The sequence below is a fragment of the Syntrophales bacterium genome, assembly GCA_035363115.1.
In the GTDB taxonomy this organism is placed as follows: domain Bacteria; phylum Desulfobacterota; class Syntrophia; order Syntrophales; family PHBD01; genus PHBD01.
On record DAOSEM010000004.1, the window covers coordinates 175,915 to 194,280 of the forward strand.

General features: G+C 63.6%; 16 protein-coding genes. 1 reads left to right on the plus strand and 15 read right to left on the minus strand.

The features are described from left to right. Positions 1 to 257: 257 nt before the first annotated feature. A complete protein-coding gene (locus PLO63_10545; GenBank protein ID HOI74576.1) occupies positions 258 to 1,511 on the plus strand; it encodes an EAL domain-containing protein in 1,254 nt (417 codons plus the stop codon). Positions 1,512 to 1,580: 69 nt separating this feature from the next. Here PLO63_10545 and PLO63_10550 read toward each other — a convergent pair whose 3' ends face one another. The 15 genes from PLO63_10550 to PLO63_10620 form a co-directional block, all read right to left on the minus strand. Then, positions 1,581 to 3,911, minus strand: a complete 2,331-nt coding sequence (locus PLO63_10550) for an acetate/propionate family kinase (protein ID HOI74577.1) — start codon at positions 3,909 to 3,911, stop codon at positions 1,581 to 1,583. Between the two features lie 21 nt (positions 3,912 to 3,932). After that, complete coding sequence (locus tag PLO63_10555) at positions 3,933 to 5,147, minus strand: SufD family Fe-S cluster assembly protein (protein ID HOI74578.1); 1,215 nt, start codon at positions 5,145 to 5,147, stop codon at positions 3,933 to 3,935. Beyond that, positions 5,135 to 5,890 (minus strand): ABC transporter ATP-binding protein, encoded by a 756-nt coding sequence (locus PLO63_10560; GenBank protein HOI74579.1) that lies wholly within the window; start codon positions 5,888 to 5,890, stop codon positions 5,135 to 5,137. The genes PLO63_10555 and PLO63_10560 overlap by 13 nt, the downstream gene beginning before the upstream one ends. 65 nt (positions 5,891 to 5,955) lie before the next feature. Further along, positions 5,956 to 6,846 (minus strand): nitronate monooxygenase, encoded by an 891-nt coding sequence (locus tag PLO63_10565; GenBank protein HOI74580.1) that lies wholly within the window; start codon positions 6,844 to 6,846, stop codon positions 5,956 to 5,958. 60 nt (positions 6,847 to 6,906) lie between these two features. Then, on the minus strand, positions 6,907 to 7,098 hold the full coding sequence (locus tag PLO63_10570; GenBank protein HOI74581.1) for a ferredoxin: 192 nt from the start codon (positions 7,096 to 7,098) through the stop codon (positions 6,907 to 6,909). Between the two features lie 181 nt (positions 7,099 to 7,279). Next, a complete protein-coding gene (locus PLO63_10575) occupies positions 7,280 to 7,849 on the minus strand; it encodes a metallophosphoesterase family protein (GenBank protein HOI74582.1) in 570 nt (189 codons plus the stop codon). Positions 7,850 to 8,093: 244 nt separating this feature from the next. After that, on the minus strand, positions 8,094 to 9,233 hold the full coding sequence (locus tag PLO63_10580; protein ID HOI74583.1) for an acyl-CoA dehydrogenase family protein: 1,140 nt from the start codon (positions 9,231 to 9,233) through the stop codon (positions 8,094 to 8,096). 104 nt (positions 9,234 to 9,337) lie between these two features. Further along, positions 9,338 to 10,912, minus strand: a complete 1,575-nt coding sequence (locus PLO63_10585; GenBank protein ID HOI74584.1) for a long-chain-fatty-acid--CoA ligase — start codon at positions 10,910 to 10,912, stop codon at positions 9,338 to 9,340. 147 nt (positions 10,913 to 11,059) lie between these two features. Then, positions 11,060 to 12,217 carry an acyl-CoA dehydrogenase family protein gene (locus PLO63_10590; protein HOI74585.1) on the minus strand — a complete coding sequence of 386 codons (1,158 nt, stop codon included), beginning with the start codon at positions 12,215 to 12,217 and terminating at the stop codon, positions 11,060 to 11,062. A 15-nt stretch (positions 12,218 to 12,232) separates the two neighbouring features. Then, positions 12,233 to 13,381, minus strand: a complete 1,149-nt coding sequence (locus PLO63_10595) for an acyl-CoA dehydrogenase family protein (GenBank protein ID HOI74586.1) — start codon at positions 13,379 to 13,381, stop codon at positions 12,233 to 12,235. Positions 13,382 to 13,397: 16 nt separating this feature from the next. Continuing rightward, positions 13,398 to 14,267, minus strand: coding sequence for a 3-keto-5-aminohexanoate cleavage protein (locus PLO63_10600; protein ID HOI74587.1), 870 nt, complete (start codon positions 14,265 to 14,267; stop codon positions 13,398 to 13,400). A gap of 62 nt (positions 14,268 to 14,329) precedes the next feature. Then, positions 14,330 to 14,794 carry a Zn-ribbon domain-containing OB-fold protein gene (locus PLO63_10605; GenBank protein ID HOI74588.1) on the minus strand — a complete coding sequence of 155 codons (465 nt, stop codon included), beginning with the start codon at positions 14,792 to 14,794 and terminating at the stop codon, positions 14,330 to 14,332. A gap of 19 nt (positions 14,795 to 14,813) precedes the next feature. Further along, entirely contained in the window at positions 14,814 to 15,983 is a 1,170-nt protein-coding gene (locus PLO63_10610; protein HOI74589.1) for an SCP2 sterol-binding domain-containing protein, read from the minus strand. A 10-nt stretch (positions 15,984 to 15,993) separates the two neighbouring features. Beyond that, on the minus strand, positions 15,994 to 17,190 hold the full coding sequence (locus PLO63_10615) for a hypothetical protein (GenBank protein ID HOI74590.1): 1,197 nt from the start codon (positions 17,188 to 17,190) through the stop codon (positions 15,994 to 15,996). Between the two features lie 12 nt (positions 17,191 to 17,202). Further along, entirely contained in the window at positions 17,203 to 18,348 is a 1,146-nt protein-coding gene (locus tag PLO63_10620; GenBank protein HOI74591.1) for a thiolase family protein, read from the minus strand. Positions 18,349 to 18,366: the final 18 nt, after the last annotated feature.

Genomic DNA, 18,366 nt, shown 5'->3' on the forward strand with positions numbered 1-18,366 from the left:
GCCGGTTGGTCGAAGCCGGTCGAGCCCCGCCGGCCGGCGTCGTCTCCACATAATTGTCCCGCTGGCCTTCGATCGGCCGAAATTGTTTCGTTCCGACGCAATGATTCCGGGGTGCGGCAATGCTCACCATGAATGAATCCGGGCAGTTTGCCTGGCGATCCGGTCTGGTATTCAACTTGCGATAAAAAAAGGTTCAGGGGTTATCCGGCCGGAGAGGGGATGCTCCCGAGAAGGTACGCTGACTGTGAGGAGCTCCATTGACCGATTGCCCGGATACGCCCCTTTCCCTGTCGGAATTGAAGGAGATCATCGCCGCCGAAGGGATCGTCGTTCAGTTTCAGCAGATCCTGTCCGCCCGCAACCATTCCGTCATCGGGTGCGAGGGGTTGATCCGGGGCCTGTCCCCGGAGGGGTGCCTCCTGCCGCCCCTTTCCCTGTTCGACGCCGCCCGGGGCCACGGCCTTGCCCTGGAGCTCGACCGCCTTTGCCGGGAGAAGGTCCTGGCCTCCTTCCGCAATCTCCTTGATTCAGAGAGGAACCACCTGCTTTTCGTCAATCTGGAGACGTCGTTTCTCTCTTCGGAAACCGTGGGCTCGGGATATTTTCTCGATCAGGCTATCCGGAACGGGATCCCGCCCGCCAATATCGTGATCGAGTTCGTGGAGTCCCTGACGGCGGACAGCGGTGCCCTTCTCCGGTTCGTGAACGCCTACAGCGAATGCGGATTCAACATCGCCCTCGACGACGTCGGAACCGGGCACTCCAACTTCGAGCGCATCTCCCTCATGCGGCCCGACATCATCAAGGTCGACCGCTCCATCATCAGCGGGATCGCCTCCAACTATTACAAGCAGGAAATCTTTCGGTCCCTTGCCAACCTGTCGCAGGGCATCGGATCCCTGATCCTGGCCGAGGGCGTGGAAACGGGAGAGGAGGCGCTCTCCTGCCTGGAGCTCGGAGCGGACCTGTTTCAGGGGTACTACTTTGCCCGGCCCTGCGACCGCACCGGTCTCGACCCGGCCGAGGCGGAGCAGAGGCTCACGGACGCGGCGAACCACTACAAGCTCAAGTGCATCGACACGGTCAAGGCCCGCCGTCGGCGGAACAAGCTGTATCAGAGGGCGGCCCGGAGGGTCATCCGGGAGCTGGAAGGGAGGCCGCCGGAGAGGTTCGAGGGCGTACTGAGGCAAAGCATGCTGCATTTCGACTTTATCGACGCGCTGTATGTCGTGGACGACGAGGGGATTCAGCAGACGGACACCATCATGAAAGGACCCGAAAACAGGAACGTCAACCCGCTGTTCCAGGCGGCCAGGAAGCACGAAGACCTGTCCTACAAGGAATATTTCTTCCAGCTGATCAACACCGATCTGGAGCGGTATACAACGGACCACTACATCTCGTTCGCCACGGGAAACCTCTGCATCACCCTGAGCCAGCTCTTTCGGGGAGGCAACGGCCGGCGCTACATTCTCTGCCTTGATTTCCTGGCCGGCGACCGGTCGATCTGACGGCACGGCCGTTCAAGGGCCGGCTCCCATGCCGGCCCCATCCACTCCGGAGCCGTTCCCATTCACTTCCTACGTAAAGTTCCGGTGCTGGATGGCCTCGATGAAGCCCAGGGTGCCGGGGGTGATCTGGGCGGCGTTGGCCTCGTCCGTGTCAAGGTGCATGTCCATCCGGTAGGTCGGATGGACGCGGATGAGAACGTCGCCGAAGATGAGCTCCCGGACACCCTTGACCTTCACCATGACGACGTCCCGGTCCCGGAGACCCAGGTTGAGGGCCTCCTCGGGGGACATGTGGATGTGGCGCTTTGCCGAGATCACGCCCTTCTCCAGCCGGATGGTGCCCTTTTCCCCTTCCATGACGATTCCCGGCGTGCCCTCCAGGTCCCCGGAGTCCCGGATGGGGGCGTCGATGCCGAGTTTGAACTGCTCGGTCCGGGAGACCTCCACCTGGGATTCCTTCCTGAGGGGGCCGAGAATCCGGACCTTTTCGATCCGCCCCTTGGGACCCACGAGATTCACCGCCTCCACGGCGGCGAACTGGCCCGGCTGGCTCAGCTCCGAGCGCGGCGTCAGGTCCCCGCCGGGGCCGAAGAGGACGTCGAAGTCCGCCCGGCTGAGGTGGACGTGGTGGGCCGACGTGGACAGGGGGATGCCCCGGGAGCGGAACTTCTCGATGGTCTCCTGTGTGACCACCCGGCCGAGGGCATGGACCGTCTCCCGGGCGATCATCCGCTCCTCGTCCGCCGGGACGATCAGGATCCGCACCTTCGACTCGGGATCGGAGATGTCGGCGGGCTGACCCCGGCCCGCCGCGGCCGTCCGGTTCAGCTCGTCGGAAAGGTCGATGCCGAACGTCTCCAGTCCCTGACACACCCGGGCCCGGATCTCCGCGGAGTTTTCCCCGATGCCGCCGGTGAAGATCAGGACATCCAGGCCCCCCAGGGCGGCGACGTAGGAGCCGATGTACTTCCGGAGGCGGTAGCAGAAGGCGCTGACGGCAAGCTTGCAGTGCGGATCCTCCGCCTCGGCCCCCTCCAGGACCTCCCGCATGTCGTTGCTTCGGCCGCTGATTCCCTTGAGGCCGCTCTCCTTGTTGAGCATCCGGTCCACCTCTTCGAGGGTCATGCCCCGGTGCCGCATCAGGTGCAGGATCGCCCCGGGGTCGAGGTCCCCGGCCCGGGTGCCCATGATGAGCCCCTCCAGCGGCGTCATGCCCATGCTGGTGTCGATGCTCCGGCCGTGATCGATGGCGCAGACGGAGGCGCCGCTTCCCAGGTGGCAGGAGATGATCTTCATCTCCCCCACGGGCCGCTTGAGGAAGGTCGCCGCGCTCATGGCGACGAAGCGGTGGTTCGTTCCGTGGAAGCCGTAGCGCCGGATCTGCTCCTCTTCGCCGACGGCGAAGGGGATGGCATAGGTGGAGGCGGCTTCGGGCATGGTCTGGTGGAACGACGTATCGAAGACGGCCACCTGGGGGATCGCCGGCAGCAGCTTCTCCAGGGACTCGATCCCCTCGATGTTGAAGGGGTTGTGGAGGGGCGCGATGGGGATGTAGGAGCGGATGGCCTCCTTGACCTCGTCACTGACGACGGTGGAACTGGAGAATCGCTTTCCCCCGTGGACGACCCGGTGTCCCACCGCATCGATCCCGCTCAGGGATTCCAGGGCCTTGATCTCCGGGTCCGTCAGCGCGCCGAGCATGACCCCGAGGGCGTCTCCCACCGTGGCGATCCCCGCGGCGGGCAGATCCTTCCGGGTCTCCGGGGTCCGCACGTGATGGACCGCCTCGCCGGAGCCGATCTTCTCCACGGCCCCTTCCAGGAGCGGCTCCGGGGCGGCCGTGTCGAAGAGCGAGTATTTCAGGGAGGAGCTGCCGCTGTTCACGACCAGGATCTTCATCGGTTCGGAGACGGAGGAGAAATTCAGGTCGTAGGGATCAGTGTTTTCCCGGAGGGCGACGCAGGCCTTTTCCCGCTCCGCCAGGATCCGCTCGTCCGCGAGAAGCCGCCGGGTGATGATCCTGGTGATCTTTCCCAGGGTCTTGGGATTGGTTGCCACGACCCGGGACACGATTTCCCGGGGGATGCGGATGAGCTTCGACGACCAGCCGGACACGACGCTGGCCATGGCCGGCTCCCCGGTCATGATGGACATCTCCCCAAGGACGGCCCCCCGCTCCAGGGCGGCGATGGGCTTTTCCGTTCCGTCGGGGCAGGGGAGGGTGACCTCCACTTCCCCTTCGTAGACGATCCAGAGGTACCGGCCGATCTCTCCCAGACGGATGATCGGGGCGCCGTCCGTGAATTCCAGGTACTGGGAGTGTTCGGCCAGGAGTGTGATCTCCTCGTCGGTCAGATCGGAAAGAATGTCGACACTCCTGAGAAACGGGGAAAGGTCCATGGTGTCCGCTCCTTTCTGCTCTTAAAGATATTCTTCTTCGCTCATCTCGACGGCCCGGTCAATCTCCGCCTTCAGCGCGGGAGGCAGGCCCGGGATGTCGACGCTGAGGAAGCCCCGGACGATCGTCGCCGTGGCCTCGTCTTCCGTGAGGCCCCGGGACATCAGGTAGAGGATCTCCTCCTGGGCGATCTTGCCGACGGCGGCCTCATGGGACATCTCGACGCCGTCGACCCTGGCCTGCAGTTCCGGGATGGCGTGGATCAGGCCGTCCCGGAGCATCAGGCCCCGGCACTCCAGGTGGGCCTTGACGCCGGCCACCTCGCCGATCAGGTCCCCCCGGTTGATGATCCGCCCGCCGTTAGAGATGGCCCGGGCGACGATCTCCGCCCGGGTTTCCGGGGCCGAGAGAACAATCCGTCCCCCCACGTCGAGCTCCGAGCCGGGGCTTCCCACCAGGAGGCTGTAGAAGCGTGAGACGGCGCCCTTTCCCGCCAGGCGGGTGGTCGGATACATCTGGAGGGAGCGGACGGGCTTCATGCAGATGTAGTTGTTCAGGAAAAGGCCTCCTTCCTCGACGATCCCGACGGACCGGGGCCGGACACTCATTTCTTCCGCCCAGTTGTGGATCATGGTGAAGCTGAGCTTCGCGTTCTTCTTCACGAAGAACTCCGAGATCCCCACGTGGAGCCCCCGCTTGAGGTTCGGGGCGGTGGCGCAGCCGGTGATCACGTGCAGCTCCGAGTCCTCCTCGGCGATGATCAGGTTGTGGACGTACTGGCTGAGCCCCTCCTTGTGGATATAGAGACAAGCCTGGACGGGGAGGGTGACCTTTGCCCCGGGGAGGGCCCGGATGACGTAGCCGTCATGAAGATGGAGCTGGGCCGCGGCGGTGTATTTGTCGGCGTCGACGGCGACGAGCTTCCAGTAGTAATCCCGGATCCAGTCCTTTTCCTTCAGGGCGCGTTTGATCGGGAGGACCTCCAGGCCCTCCTGTCCGGAGTGGACATGGAGGACGCTCGTGTCCTTCTGGACGTACGTCCCGGAGCGGCCCTCCTCCGTGGCGTCCACGCCGGATTCCAGGATTCTCTGCCGGTCGATCATGGGGAGCTTCGTCAGGTCTTCCAGGTAGCCGTGGTCCGTCGGCTCCGCCGTGAAGGTGGAGAGATCGATGTCGGGACCGAGGGCGGCCTTCTTCTCCGCGGCCTCTGCGGCCTTTTCGCTCATCATGTCGTGCATCGCACACACTCCTCGTATCCCGCCTGCTTGATGCAGCGGAAAATCTCCAGGGGGTTCTGCTTGCAGGTCATGACCCCTTCGTACAGCACCTGGCCCCTGTCCGCCGTGACGTAGTCTAGGATGAAGCCGGTGTGGGTGATGATGAGGCCCATTTTGGTCCGCTGCCGGAGGCGGTCCTTTTGGGAGAGATCCCCGTCGATCCGGAAGTCCCTCTGGAGAAGCTCGCTGATGGTGTTGCCGATGAGGGCGATGTTTTCCAGGTCCACCCCCGATTCGGGCTCGTCGAAGAGGAGGAGGTCCGCGTCCTGCGCCATCAGCTGCAGCAGTTCGGAGCGCTTGATCTCGCCGCCGGAGAAGCCTGCGTTGATGTCCCGGTCCAGGAAGTCCGTGAAGTTGACTTTTGCCGCCAGGGCCTCCACGTCCACGGCCCTGCGCCCGCAGATCTGAATCATCTGGCGGGTCTTGAGCCCGTGGATCGTGGGCGGCCGCTGGAAGGACATGCCGATTCCCAGGCGGGTCCGCTCGTTGACGGGCATGTGGGTGATGTCCACGCCCTTGAACTCGATCTTTCCGGCGGTCACCCGGTACTGGGGGTAGCCGAGAATGGTCATGAGGAGCGTCGTCTTGCCGGACCCGTTGGGCCCGAAGAGGATGTGGGTTTCGCCGGGCTTGATCTCGAGATCGATGTGCCGGAGGACTTCCCGGTCGCCGATGCTCACCTGCAGATCTTCGATTTTCAGCATGGCCTCCTCCTTTGCAGGGCGGGGGAAAAGGGGCGGATCGGGAAATCTGCCCCTTTTCCGGCCGGTCAGGATACCAGTTCCTCGATGACTTCGCGGACTGTCTTGATCTCCCGGATGAGGGCCGCTACCTGGCCGGCCCCAGCGGGGAAGAGATCGAGGTCCCCGGCGAGCCAGCCCTTCGGTGCGTCGAAGAGGCTGTACCGCTCCGACAGCGTGACCTGGGGATCGTTCATCTCCTGATCGAGTTTCGGATTCCGGATCACCCGCATGTTCATGTTTCCCAGGTTGAGGAGGACCGTTCCGCCGTCTCCGCAATGCAGGATGGCCTCCTTCCAGGCGGCCGGGGCGGGGCTCTCCACCGTGGCGATGAGTCGCGTCCCGATCTGCACTCCCTGGGCACCCAGGGCCAGGGCGGCCCGGTAACCGCGGCGATCGGCGATTCCTCCGGCGGCGACGATGGGAACCCTCGCCGCGTCGGCCACAAGGGGAACAAGGACCAGGGTCGAGGATTCGGAGCCGAGGGACCGGAGCCCGCCCGATTCGGAGCCGGAGACGACGAGGCCGTCGACCCCCGCATCGATGGCCTTGACCGCCGCGTTCAGGGAGAGGAGGACGTGGAGGCCCTTCATGCCGAGGGCGTGGATCTGCGGGTAGAGGGCCTTCGGCGATCCCGCGGAGGTTGTCACCGTCTTTACACCCGCCTCGGCGAGGATCTCCAGGATCTTCGGGTTCTCCTGGTTCATGACCATCAGGTTCGCCCCGAACGGCTTTGCCGTGAGGGCCCGGACGCCCGCGACGAGGCGCTTTGCGTCTTCTTTGTTGCTGAAGCCGAGGGACAGCATCCCGAAGGCGCCGGCCTCGCTGACGGCGGCGGTGTAGTGGGGGGCGTTGAGCGCGCCGACGGGACCTTGAATGATCGGATGGCGGCAGTCGAGCATTTCCAGCAGTGCGGACATAAGAACCTCTCCTTTCGATGAATTCGGTCGCGGTGGGGAAATCACCACGTAATCCTTGCGTTATCCCTCCAAGCGGATGGCCTTGCGCGGACAGTCCCGGGCCGCCCGCTCGACGGCCTCCCGGTGTCGCTCCGGCTGCTTCACTTCGAAGACCGGCCGGAGATGGAGACCCCACTGGCAAAAGACGTCGAAGCAGGTTTCGATGCAGCGCTCGCACCCGTTGCAGGACTGTGGATCGATGACGATTCGCACCGGATCGATGCCCCCCTATTTCCCGGACAGTTGCCGAACCAGCTCCGGCAGGCCGTCCAGAAGCCCCTCCTCCGTTTTCTGGAAGACCAGCTCGACGTCCGGCGAGTACGGAACGAAAAAAGCATTGGATTGCCGGGCATTATAATGCGGTTTTCAGGGAAGATCAACAGGAGGGCAACGCTCAGGGATAAAACGGCTCCGCGGCCTTGTTCTTGAGGTAGGCCTCGGCAAAGATGTGCCAGCGGTCGCGTCCGCCTTTCCGGTAGAGGGTGATTCGGGTCTCGCCGTTGACGGTCTCGATGACGGCGAAGGAAGCCGGGATGGCGGCGCCGAGATACTGGTCGCCGGGATTCAGGACGACCGTGTCTCCGACGATGTCCAGGAGGGCCTGGTGGGTATGTCCGAAGAGTACCCCCCGGGCCTTTCTCTTTTTCGCCATTTTCACGAGCCGGTCGATGGTCTCCCGCCAGACCGACGGAGGGTGGTAGGGGTTCATGTCGAGCTGGAAGCCGTGGAGGAGCAGGTAGGGTCGGCCGTCGAGCTCCGCCACCTCCATGTCGGGGTAGTTGCTTCCATAATCCTCATTCCCGCGGACGCCGTAAAACGGGATTCCCGACTCGTCGGCGATCGTCCTCCCGTCAAGCACTCCATCGCCCAGGTGGATCAGGCCGTCGAAGGGACCGAAGAGTCCGACGGCGTTCCTCAGATCGTGCCGGTTGCCGTGGGTGTCGGAAACGACGAGATAGCGCATGGGACTCCCGGTATCCGTTTTTTTCCTGGGAATGTGGAAAGAATGGCTCGTGAGGTCCCAGCCTAGTCGGGGTGGGACCTCACGAGCGATGGAATTACAGGAATGGAGGCGGTTTGTCAAGGACGGCAGGCGATTCCTTGCCGATTGAGCGGCAAGGCTCCGGTGAGGCCTCCCGGCGGGGGCCTGACGCGGCGAACGCCCCGGCGCCCCCGCCCCGTCTCCGGCGGGAGGGCGCGGCAGGTGCTTAGAACTTCATGACCTTGCTGACGATCTCCTTCATGATCTCGGTGGTTCCGCCGCCGATGCTCAGGATCCGGGAGTCGCGGTACAGCCGCTCCACCATGTATTCCCGGGTATAGCCGTATCCGCCGTGGATCTGCACGGCGTCGAAGACGACCTTGTCGCAGACCTCGCAGGCGAAGTTCTTCGCCATGGAGACTTCCCGGATGCAGTCGATGCCCGCCTGCATTTTTGCTGCAACGCGGTAGTTGTATTCCTTGGCCACGGAAACCTTCGTCGCCATGTCCACGAGCTTGTGGCGGGTCACCTGGAATCCGGAAAGGGTTTTCCCGAAGGCCTCCCGGGTCTTGGCGTACTTGATCGATTCCTCCAGGGCCAGTTCCGCCGTGGCGTGGGCCATCACCGAAAGGGCGAGGCGCTCGTTCTGGAAGTTCGCCATGATGCCGTAGAACCCCATGCCTTCGCCGCCCAGGAGATTCTCCGCGGGGACGCGGCAGTCCTCGAAGGCAAGCTCCGCCGTGTCGGAGGCGTTCCAGCCCATCTTGCGGATTTTCTTGGCCACGGAGAAGCCCGGGGTGGAGGAGTCAATGACGAGCAGGCTGATCCCCTTGAAGCCGGATCCGCCGGTCCGCACCGCCGTGGTGATGTAGTTGGCCCGGCAGCCGCTGGTGATGAAGGTCTTGGCGCCGTTGACGACGTAGTGGTCGCCGTCCCGGACGGCCCGGGTGCGGATGTTTGCCACGTCGGAGCCGGCATCGGGCTCCGTGATCCCCAGGGCGGCGATCTTCTGCCCTCCGAAGACCGGCGGCAGGAAGCGCTGCTTCTGCTCCTCCGTTCCCATATGCAGGATCGGGGGGCAGGCGATGGCGTAGCTCCCCAGTCCCGACACGAGGCCGATGGAGCCGCAGCGGCAGATCTCCTCCGTGTAGGCGACGTGCATGAACTTGTCGCAGGGGATGCCGCCGTAGGCCTCCGGGAAGTCGAGGCCCATCAGCCCTGCCTGGGCGGCCTTGACGTAGAGCTCCGCCGGGAAGATCTCCGCGTCCTCCCAGTGCTCGATGTTCGGCATGATTTCCTTTTCCACGAATTTCCGGACGGTAGCGCGGAAAATCTGGTGATCTTCAGTGAAATACTCCTGGTACATGGGATGAGCCTCCTCTTTTTTGTTTTATGAGCGATACACGCCGACCCCCGGCCGCGCCCCCGCGGCTGTACGGTCTATCCGGGTCGCGGGGGCTGCCACGACCGTCATGCCTTCGTGAACTTTTCCCGCAGGATGTTCTTCAGGATCTTGCCGCTCGGGTTGCGCGGCAGGGCGTCCGTGAAGATGATCTTTTTCGGGACCTTGTAGCCCGCCATCTCGCTCTTGCAGAAGTCGATGATCTCCTTCTCGTCCAGGGTCTGCCCCGGACGCGGGACGATGACGGCCGTGACGATCTCGGACCAGCGGTCGTCGGGCATGCCGATGACGGCGGCGTCGGCCACCTTGGCGTGCTTGAACAGGGTCGCCTCCACTTCCTGGGACGACACGTTTTCGCCGCCGGTCTTGATGATGTCTTTCGCCCGGTCGACGAAGTAGACGAACCCCTCGCGGTCCATCCGGACCATGTCGCCCGTGTGGTGCCAGCCGCCGCGGAACGTGTAGGCCGTTTTTTCCTCTTCCCTGTAATAGCCCAGCATGACGGAAGGCCCCCGGGCCACCAGCTCGCCCGTCTCGCCCCGGGGAACCTCGCGTCCGTCGGGGTCGAAGACCTTCAGTTCGAGGGGCAGGTGGGACCGGCCGATCGAGTCGGGCCGCTTCGCCATGTCGTGGTGTTGGAGGCATGTACCCAGGGGGCTCATCTCGGTTTGGCCGTAGTAGTTCATGAACTCCGCGTCCGGCAGGAGCTTCCGCCAGCGGTCCAGGACGGCCGGGGGCGCCAGGGCGCCGAAGACAATGCACATCCGGAGGGAGCTCAGGTCGTAGCTATCGAAGTCCGGCACCATGGGCAGGTAGAGGTACAGGGCCGGCGGCCAGATCCAGTATGTGATCTTCTCCTCCCGGGTGAGCTTGAGGATCTCCACGGGATCCGGGGCGTACTCCATCACGTAGAGGGCACCCACGGCAAAGCTGGCGATGCACAGGTACATGGCCGCCACGTGGTACAGGGGAATGCCGCCGATGAGGACGTCCTTCTCCGTGACCTTCAGGTCGGCCAGCGCACTCAGGAGGACCATGTAGAAGTTCAGGTGCGAGTTGAGGACTCCCTTCGGAGCCGCCTCTGTCCCGGAGGTGTAGAGAAGGATCGCCGGGTCGTCGTAGTCGATCTCCGCCTCCGGCTCCGTGGCGGGATTCGCCTCACTCCAGAGGTCCTCGATGTTCATCCATCCCGCCGGTGCCTCCTTGCCCCCCAGGTCGATGTACCCGAAGGTACGGACGCTTTTCAGCTCGTCCTGCATGCCGCCGAGCTGGGGGATCAGGGCGTCCTCGACGAAGAAGACCGTTGGCTCCGAGTGGTTGATGATGTACCGGATCTCGTCCCCCTTGAGCATGAAGTTCAGGGGGGTGATGACGGCCCCTAGTTTCATGAGGGCCCACCAGTAGATGACATAATGATGGCAGTTGTGGGACAGGATGGCCGCCCGGTCGCCTTTGCCGACGCCAAGCTTTGCCAGGCCGTGGGCGCAGCGGTTGACGGCCTCGTTCAGCTCCCGGTACGTGAAGTTCCGGTCCCGAAAGCGGAGGATCCGGCGGTCGGGGGTGCGGGCCGTCGAGCGGACCAGAATATCGCCGACGGCGGTTCTGCGGATGACATTCTTCTGGAGAGACGAGAGCGTACTCATGGAAAAAGCCTCCTTTTGGCCGAAGTCCCCCCGATAGGGGGCATGGCTGCCCCCCGGGGAAGGCGTTATCTGGGGTTGAGAAACGGAGGCAGGGGCCCCGGCGGGGCCCCTCCTGTCCTGGTTGTCAGGGTTGAATGGAACTGCCGCTCAGGCAGGCTTGTAGCGGTTCAGGCTGTCCCGGGCGATGAAGGCGCGCTGCATCTCCGAGGTGCCGTAGGCAAGCTCGGCGAAGCGGGCGTCCCGGTACAGGCGCTCCACGGCGGCTCCCTTGACATATCCGTGCCCGCCGTGGACCTGCATGGCCAGGTCCGCGATCTTGTTGATGGACTCGCTCGTGAAGAGCTTTGCCGAGGCCGTGAGGATCGGCGCCTCCGTCTCCTGGTGGTCCGTGCTCCAGGCCGCACGCAAGGTCATCATCCGACCCAGGTCGTTCAGGGTAAACATGACGGCCAGCTTCGCCCCCACGCCCTCGAACAGGCCGATGGGTTTCCCGAAGGCCTTCTTCCCCTTCCCGTGTCCCGTGGAGACCTCCATGCAGGCGACTCCGAGGCCCACCGACATGGACGACAGGGAAATCTTGATCCACTCGGTGATGCGGCCGAGAAGGGCGTACCCTCCGCCCGCCTCGCCCACGAGCGCGTCCGCGGAAACGGCGCAGCCCGTCAGGCTGATGCCCGCCGTCGGGGCGCCCCGGAGACCCATCGTCTCCACCGTCTCGCCCACGGCAAGACCGGACGCGCCCTTCTCCACAACGAACAGCGACAGGCCCTTGTCGAGGCCCGCCTCCCGGTCCGTCCAGGCCAGCACCAGGAAAGCGTCCGCCACGGGGGCGTTCGTCACGAGGTCCTTCGAGCCCGTCAGGACCCACCCGTCCCCCTTCTTCTCCGCCTTCGTCACCATGCCCGAGAGATCCGAACCGGCGTCCGCCTCTGTGCACGCCAGCGCCCCGATGAACTCGCCGGCGGCGATGCCCGGCAGGTATCGTGTCTTCTGCGCCTGGGACCCGAAGCATTGAATCGCCATCCCGAAGGCCGTCCCCGAAGACATGGCCGCCAGGAACGTGGCCGGGCACGCCTTCGCCAACTCTTCGCCCGCCACGCACTGGCTGACGAAGTCCGCTTTCAGAAGGAGGTCGAAATACCCCGCCCCCGCCAGCTTCCTGAACCGGGCCCGGAGCATCTCCGGGACCTTGTCTGGCGCGGCCGCATCCAGCTCCGCCGCGGCGGGTGCGATCTCGGCCCTGCAGAACGCTACCATCCGCCCCTGCAGGTCTTTCTGTTCATTGGTCAGTTCGTAATCGATCATGATCCTTCACCTCCCTCACATCATCATGAAGCGGGCGACGATCATGCGCATGATGTCGGATGTCCCGCCGCCGAGCTGCCCCAGCTTCGCATCCCGCATGCCCCGCTCCACCGGGTACTCGTGAATGTACCCGTACCCGCCGAACAGATCGACGGCTGCCGAGCACATCTCGAATCCCTTGTCGCCCACGTACATCTTGTTGACCGAGGCCAGGAGAGGATTCAGCATCACCCCGTTGTCCTTCGAGGCCGCCACGCGGTATACCGCCAGACGCGCCGCCTCCAGGAACACCCGCATGTCGGCGATCCGGTTCTGGATTGACTGGAACTCGCCGATCGTCTTGCCGAAGGCCCGACGCTCGTTGGCATAGCGGGCGCAGTTCTCGATCATGAACATACCGCCCCCCAGGAAGGGGGAAAGCAGCGTGCTCCGGTCCCACTCCACGCCGCCCAGGGCGATCCGCCAGCCGGCGCCCTCGCCGCCCAGGATGTTCTCCGCAGGGACTTCACAGTCCTCCATGAAGACCTCCGAGGTCGTCGAGCACTTGCAGCCCATCTTGTGCATCGGCTTCCCCGTCGAGAGACCCGGAGTGCCCGCGTCCACGATGAACGTCGTGATTCCCTTGTGCCTCTTCGACTTGTCCAGCGTCGCGAAGATCACGAACACCTTCGCCAGCGGGGCGTTGGTGATGAAGGTCTTCGAGCCGTTGAGGATGTATTTGTCCCCCTTCTTCACGGCCGTCGTCGCCAGCGCCGCCGCGTCGGATCCGCTGCCCGGCTCCGTCAGCCCCATGCAGCCGATGTCCTCGCCCGTCGCCAGGCCCGGCAGGTACTTCTTCTTCTGCTCTTCCGTGCCGTGCTCCATGATGTTCGCGCCGCACAGGTACGTGTGGGCTCCCAGCGCCAGCGTGTGGCCGCCGTCGAGGCCGGCATGGCCCATGGCCTCGCCGGCCAGGCAGCAGGTGGTGAAGTCCGCTCCCGATCCGCCGTACTCCTCCGGGAACGGAAGACCCAGGAGCCCCATGGAGCCCAGCTTTTTCCAGACTTCCATGCTGAACTCCCCTTCACGGTCCGCCGCCTCGCACAGGGGAGCCACCTCCTCCTTACAGTAGCGGTAGATCGTGTCGCGGAACATCCGCTGTTCGTCGGTAAACGTAAAATCCATCTATGTGACCCTCCCTTCAGGCCTTGCGAATGCCCATGATTGCCCTCGCCTCCGCGGGCGTGGCGGGTGTCCGGTTCAGGGAGGCGGCGACCTTCACGCACCACTCCACCTGCTCCCAGCTCCCCTTGGCCAGTTCACCGTTGGGCATCCGGGTGTTGTCCTCCATGCCGACCCGCATGTTGCCGCCCATGAGGCAGGACATGACGTTGGCGGGGAACTGCTCGTTGCCCACGGCGCAGGTCGTGAAGTTGGCTGTCGCCGGGATGGCGTTGACCATGGAGATGAACACGTCGGGGCGGAACTTCTGGCCGCCGACGACGCCCCACACGAAGTTGAAGTTCATGGGCTCCGTGAAGAAGCCCTGCTTGGCGATCAGGAGCGTGTTGTCGATGCCGCCGATGTCGTAGCACTCGATCTCCGGCTTCACGCCGTTGGACTCGAAGGCCTTGCCGAAGTCCTGGAGCATGGTGAACGTGTTGTCGAAGACGTAGTCGAAGAAGATCTGTCCGGTGTGGCGGTCGACGATGCTGAAGTTCATGCTGTTGGTGTTGTACGAGGCCATCTCCGGCTTGACCGCCACGATCTGGGCCAGCCGCTGTTCCGGCGTCTTGAAGATGCCGACGGCGGAGCTCAGGCAGACGAGCAGCTCGGGGCAGCGGGCCTTGATGGCGTCGTGCACGGCCCTGATGCGGTCGATCTCGTGGGTCGGCTGGCCGTCGTCCGTTCTTGCATGGACGTGGACCATGGCGGCCCCGGACTGGTAGCACTTGTACGCTTCCTCGGCGAACTCCTCGACCGTGTAGGGCACGCTGGGGTTGTTGTTCTTCATGGTCGCGGCCCCGGTGAGAGCCGCCGTGATGATGACCTTCTTTTCATCCTTGGCCATGGTGATACCTCCTTATGGGTATTTGTTTTGTTATCGTCCAGGTGGATCCCTATGGCCGCGTCTCAGGCGGGCTCGAAGTGATCCAGCTGCATCAGGGTGTTGACGGGCCCCTCGGCGAAGACGGCCTTCACCTTCATGCCCACGTATACGTCCAGCGGATCCACATCGGCCACGATGTGGGTGAGCGGCGTGTCGGCCCCGTCCAGCTTGATCTGCCCCAGGATGTACGGTGCCTTCCGGGGAAGATGCTTGTCGTTGTAGTTGACGATGGTGTAGTTGACGAGTTCCCCCGTCGTGCCAACGTCCACCCAGTTGTCGGCGATCTTCGCCCCGCACTTGTTGCAGTATTCCCGGGGCGGGATGTAGGTGATGCCGCACGTTTCGCACTTGAGGCCCGTAATCTTCTTCTTGTCCCTCATGGCGATGATCCACTTCGAGCCGATCCGTCCCACGAAGTACTGGTTGGGCAGGGCCATCCTCGCCTCGATGACGAAGCAGTCTTTTATATTTTCACTTGTGCAGGTCATGATCCGATTCTCCTCTCCCTTAGTCGATGATTTCAAAATGGAGGATGTCACGGAAGCTGCCCGTGGGCTTCTCCGCCCAGACGGGCCGTACCCTCGATCCGATCTTCAGCTTCGAGAGGTCCTTTCGGTTGATCTCGAAGGCGAAGGCTTCCTCCGGGGTGGCATTTTCCAGCATGATCCAGGCGCAGGCGTAAGGGGTGTCCCGCACTTCGCCGGTGAGGGGATCGGGGCTGGCAAAATACACCAGGTCGAAGTTCGTGACGTACCCTTCCGGTCCCAGCTCCACGTAGTCGGTGGTGCGTACGTGGCAGAACTGGCAGATCTCCTGGGGGAGGATCAGGGTCCGCTTGCAGAGGGGACAGACGCTGGCGAGGAGCTTCTTGTCCCGAAGCCCGGCGAACCACTTGCCCATGACGGGGCCCGTGGCGAAGCGCTGGTTGATGGAGGTGACCACCTTCAGGGAAAGCAGTTCCTCCGCCTCCTCGGCATTGGGATCCACGTACTTGTCGAAATACTTGCCGGTGGCGGCGGCGGCCATCATGTCGCCGTCGATCCGGACCTTTCCGGAGGTGAAGGCGGAGGCGCCGTCGATTGTTCCGGTCATCATGCCGACATAGGTGGCGGCCTCCATGGTCATTTTCACGGCCAGGTCCGCATCGAGACCTTCCTTGAGGGTGCACGTCCCGTCGGTGATGGTGATGGTGAACTGCCCGCCGCCTTCGCCCGTCAGGTCATACCCGTATTTCAGCGTTACGCCCGCCGCCTTGTCAGGACGGAAACGGTCTCCGATGGCGGAGAGGATTCCCCGGGCGGTGACTTCCGTCTTTTTCTCCGGCACGGTGTACTGCACGAAGATCTGGGGCAGGAGCGTCATCAGCATCCGTGTGTCGCCGACGACCCTCATCTTGCCCTGGGAGAGGGCGTCGATGGCGCCGATCTTCTGCAGGGTGACGCCGATGAACGTCTCCGCGTCGGAGGCGGTGATCGTTGCCGTGCACGGTCCGAGGTCGCCCTCGACGGTCTCGATTTTGGCGGTCTGATCCTTGACGGTGAGCTTCCATTTTCCCCCGCCCTCGCCGCCGCAATCGTACCCGATGACGACGTCCACGCCCTTGGACGCCTCGGGTTTGAAGCGCTTGGGCATCGTATTGAAGATATCCGCTACGGTGGTTCCGAAGAATTCAGCCATGGTCAACCTCCTACCAGTTCAATTCTTTTTCGAGCATAAGCATAACGGTCCACAGGGTGCCGCCGAACCCGGAGGCCAGGGCATGGCGGACCTCCTTCTTGATCTGGTGGCCGCCGGCGTCTCCCCGGATCTGAAGGGCCGCCTCGGCGGGACGGAGCATGGCCGTGGCGCCGATGGGATTGCTGGCGATGACGCCTCCCGAGGGATTGACCGGGAGCTTGCCGTCCATGTCGAATTCGCCGGCTTCCATGAGCTTCAGAACCTCGTCATCCTTGAGGAGCAGGAATTCCCGGAGCCAGTCGAGGCCCCAGTAGGCGGACGGATCGTACATCTCGAAGACGTCGAAGTATTCCAGCGGGTTTTCAATGCCGTTTCGCTTGAAGAGCTTCTCCGCACAGTCGCGGTGGGTGCTCTTGGGTTTCTTCGCGCCGTACAGGTTGGACATGTTTTCCCCCCGGTGGGAGGTTTCATGATCCCGGATCCAGACGGGCGGCTTGGCGGTTCCCTTCTTCACCCGATCCTCGCTGGTGAGGATCATGGCGCAGGCCCCGTCGGACTGGGAGCACATGTGGATCAGCCGGAGCTCGCCGACGAGCTGGGGAGACGTCTCCATCAGGGTCTCCAGCTGGTCGTACTCGAGACCGAGGCGTCGGTGCGCCCGCTCGTTCAACATGGCGTGCTTGTCGATCATGATCCGGTACTTCATGGCGGCCCGGAGAACCCGCTCTTTCCCGAACTCCTTGATCATTTCCGTGGCCGTGGTGGATGTGAGCGCTCCCGTCTGGAGGTTGCGGAACCAGAGGGGGTCGGCCATGTTCGTGATGCCGCCGGTGGTGTTCCCTTCCTGGAGCTTCTCGAAGCCGAGGCACAGGACGTTGTCGTACTGGCCGGAGGCCACGAGGCTGTCGGACGCGCAGACCAGGGTGGCCCCGACAGTGCCGCCCGTGGTGATCCGGTACTCATCCTTTCCGTAGGACCCGCAGCCCAGGGCATGCCACATGTCCGGCTGGAACTGCATCTCGAAGAGCTCCATGTTGCCGTGGACGATGCAGTCGATATCGTCAAGCGTCATGTTGGCGTCCGCCAGGGCGTTGCGCACCGCCTCGGAGACCATTTCCACCTGGTTCTGGTCTTCCTTGTGGCTGGACAGGGTCGTCTGGCCGATCCCGATAATGGCTACATTTCTGTTTTTTATGTGTTTTTTCATGATGCCTGCTCCTTACGCTTCGAGAATGAGAACGGAGTGGAACTGGCCGGCGGGCCCGTTGGTCGAGTGGGCCACGGCGCATTTCGCGTCCGGAACCTGGCGGTCGCCGGCGCCGCCCTGAAGCTGGAGAGTCGCCTCGGCGGCCCGGTAGAGGCCGGCGATAATGAGCGGGTTCCCCGCCAGGGTTCCGCCGGAGAGGTTGACCCGATGCTTCCCGGGGCCGCCTTCGGCGATGAAGCGTCCGCCTTCTCCCTCTCCGCAGAAGCCCAGTCCTTCCATCCACATGGGCTGCTGGTAGGCGTAGCAGTCCATGACCTCGACCACGTCGGCGGCCTTTTTCAGGTCCTGGATGCCGGCTTTCCGGCAGGCGTTCGCGGTGGCCTTCTTGAGGGCGAAGTTGCTGGTCAGATCCCGGTCACCGAAAAAGAAGGTGTCCATGCAGTTGGCGAATCCGGTGATCCATACCGGATTGTCGGTGAATTCCTTCGCCCGCTCCTCCGAGGCCAGGAGCAGTCCCACGGCACCGTCGGAGACGGGGTAGGCGTGGAGCTGGCGGATGGGATCGCACAGCATGGGCGAGGACTTGACTTTCCCCGCCGGAATGGCTTCCTGCGCATTGGCGTAGGGGTTCTTGACGGCCCACTGGCGGCTTCGGACCACGATCTCGGCGAGCTGGTCGTCCGTGAGGCCGCTCTTTTTCATGTAGGCCCGCGCCTGCAGACCGGCGGCGTTCAGGTAATCCAGGCCCGTGGCCCGGCCGTAGAAGGGATCGAAGCCGCAATTCGTGATCATGTTGCGGCTCTCGCCCTGGGATTCCTTGCAGTGCCCCATGATCAGGACTAGATCCTTGTGCCCCGAGAGGATGATGGCGTTGGCGTAGCCGATGGCATTGAGGCCTTCCTGGGCCATCTTTTCTTCCGCGAGATACTGCCCACCGATGACGTCCGTGACGCCGTTGTTCGAGATGGTCCGGGCATCGAAGAAATCGTCGGAGGTGCTGACGATCATTTCCACGCCGCCTTCTCCGTATTTGAATCCTGTCTGCCCCTGAAGATCCTCCAGTACGTCCAGAAGCATGTTCTGAAAACGCCTGTACCAGAGGTCCGGTTCGTTCTTGTGCTGGGCAACCGCACAAATCGCTACCCGCTTTGTTGCCATAGAACGTCTCCTTCCTTA

Excerpts from the sequence above, each read along its gene's own strand:
- PLO63_10560 (HOI74579.1), bottom strand. The coding sequence starts at position 5,890 with ATGCTGAAAATCGAAGATCTGCAGGTGAGCATCGGCGACCGGGAAGTC.
- PLO63_10565 (HOI74580.1), bottom strand. The coding sequence starts at position 6,846 with ATGTCCGCACTGCTGGAAATGCTCGACTGCCGCCATCCGATCATTCAA.
- PLO63_10550 (HOI74577.1), bottom strand. The coding sequence starts at position 3,911 with ATGGACCTTTCCCCGTTTCTCAGGAGTGTCGACATTCTTTCCGATCTG.
- PLO63_10585 (HOI74584.1), bottom strand. The coding sequence starts at position 10,912 with ATGAGTACGCTCTCGTCTCTCCAGAAGAATGTCATCCGCAGAACCGCC.
- PLO63_10620 (HOI74591.1), bottom strand. The coding sequence starts at position 18,348 with ATGGCAACAAAGCGGGTAGCGATTTGTGCGGTTGCCCAGCACAAGAAC.
- PLO63_10605 (HOI74588.1), bottom strand. The coding sequence starts at position 14,794 with ATGACCTGCACAAGTGAAAATATAAAAGACTGCTTCGTCATCGAGGCG.
- PLO63_10590 (HOI74585.1), bottom strand. The coding sequence starts at position 12,217 with ATGATCGATTACGAACTGACCAATGAACAGAAAGACCTGCAGGGGCGG.
- PLO63_10575 (HOI74582.1), bottom strand. The coding sequence starts at position 7,849 with ATGCGCTATCTCGTCGTTTCCGACACCCACGGCAACCGGCACGATCTG.
- PLO63_10595 (HOI74586.1), bottom strand. The coding sequence starts at position 13,381 with ATGGATTTTACGTTTACCGACGAACAGCGGATGTTCCGCGACACGATC.
- PLO63_10610 (HOI74589.1), bottom strand. The coding sequence starts at position 15,983 with ATGGCTGAATTCTTCGGAACCACCGTAGCGGATATCTTCAATACGATG.
- PLO63_10615 (HOI74590.1), bottom strand. The coding sequence starts at position 17,190 with ATGAAAAAACACATAAAAAACAGAAATGTAGCCATTATCGGGATCGGC.
- PLO63_10555 (HOI74578.1), bottom strand. The coding sequence starts at position 5,147 with ATGCACGACATGATGAGCGAAAAGGCCGCAGAGGCCGCGGAGAAGAAG.
- PLO63_10600 (HOI74587.1), bottom strand. The coding sequence starts at position 14,267 with ATGGCCAAGGATGAAAAGAAGGTCATCATCACGGCGGCTCTCACCGGG.
- PLO63_10580 (HOI74583.1), bottom strand. The coding sequence starts at position 9,233 with ATGTACCAGGAGTATTTCACTGAAGATCACCAGATTTTCCGCGCTACC.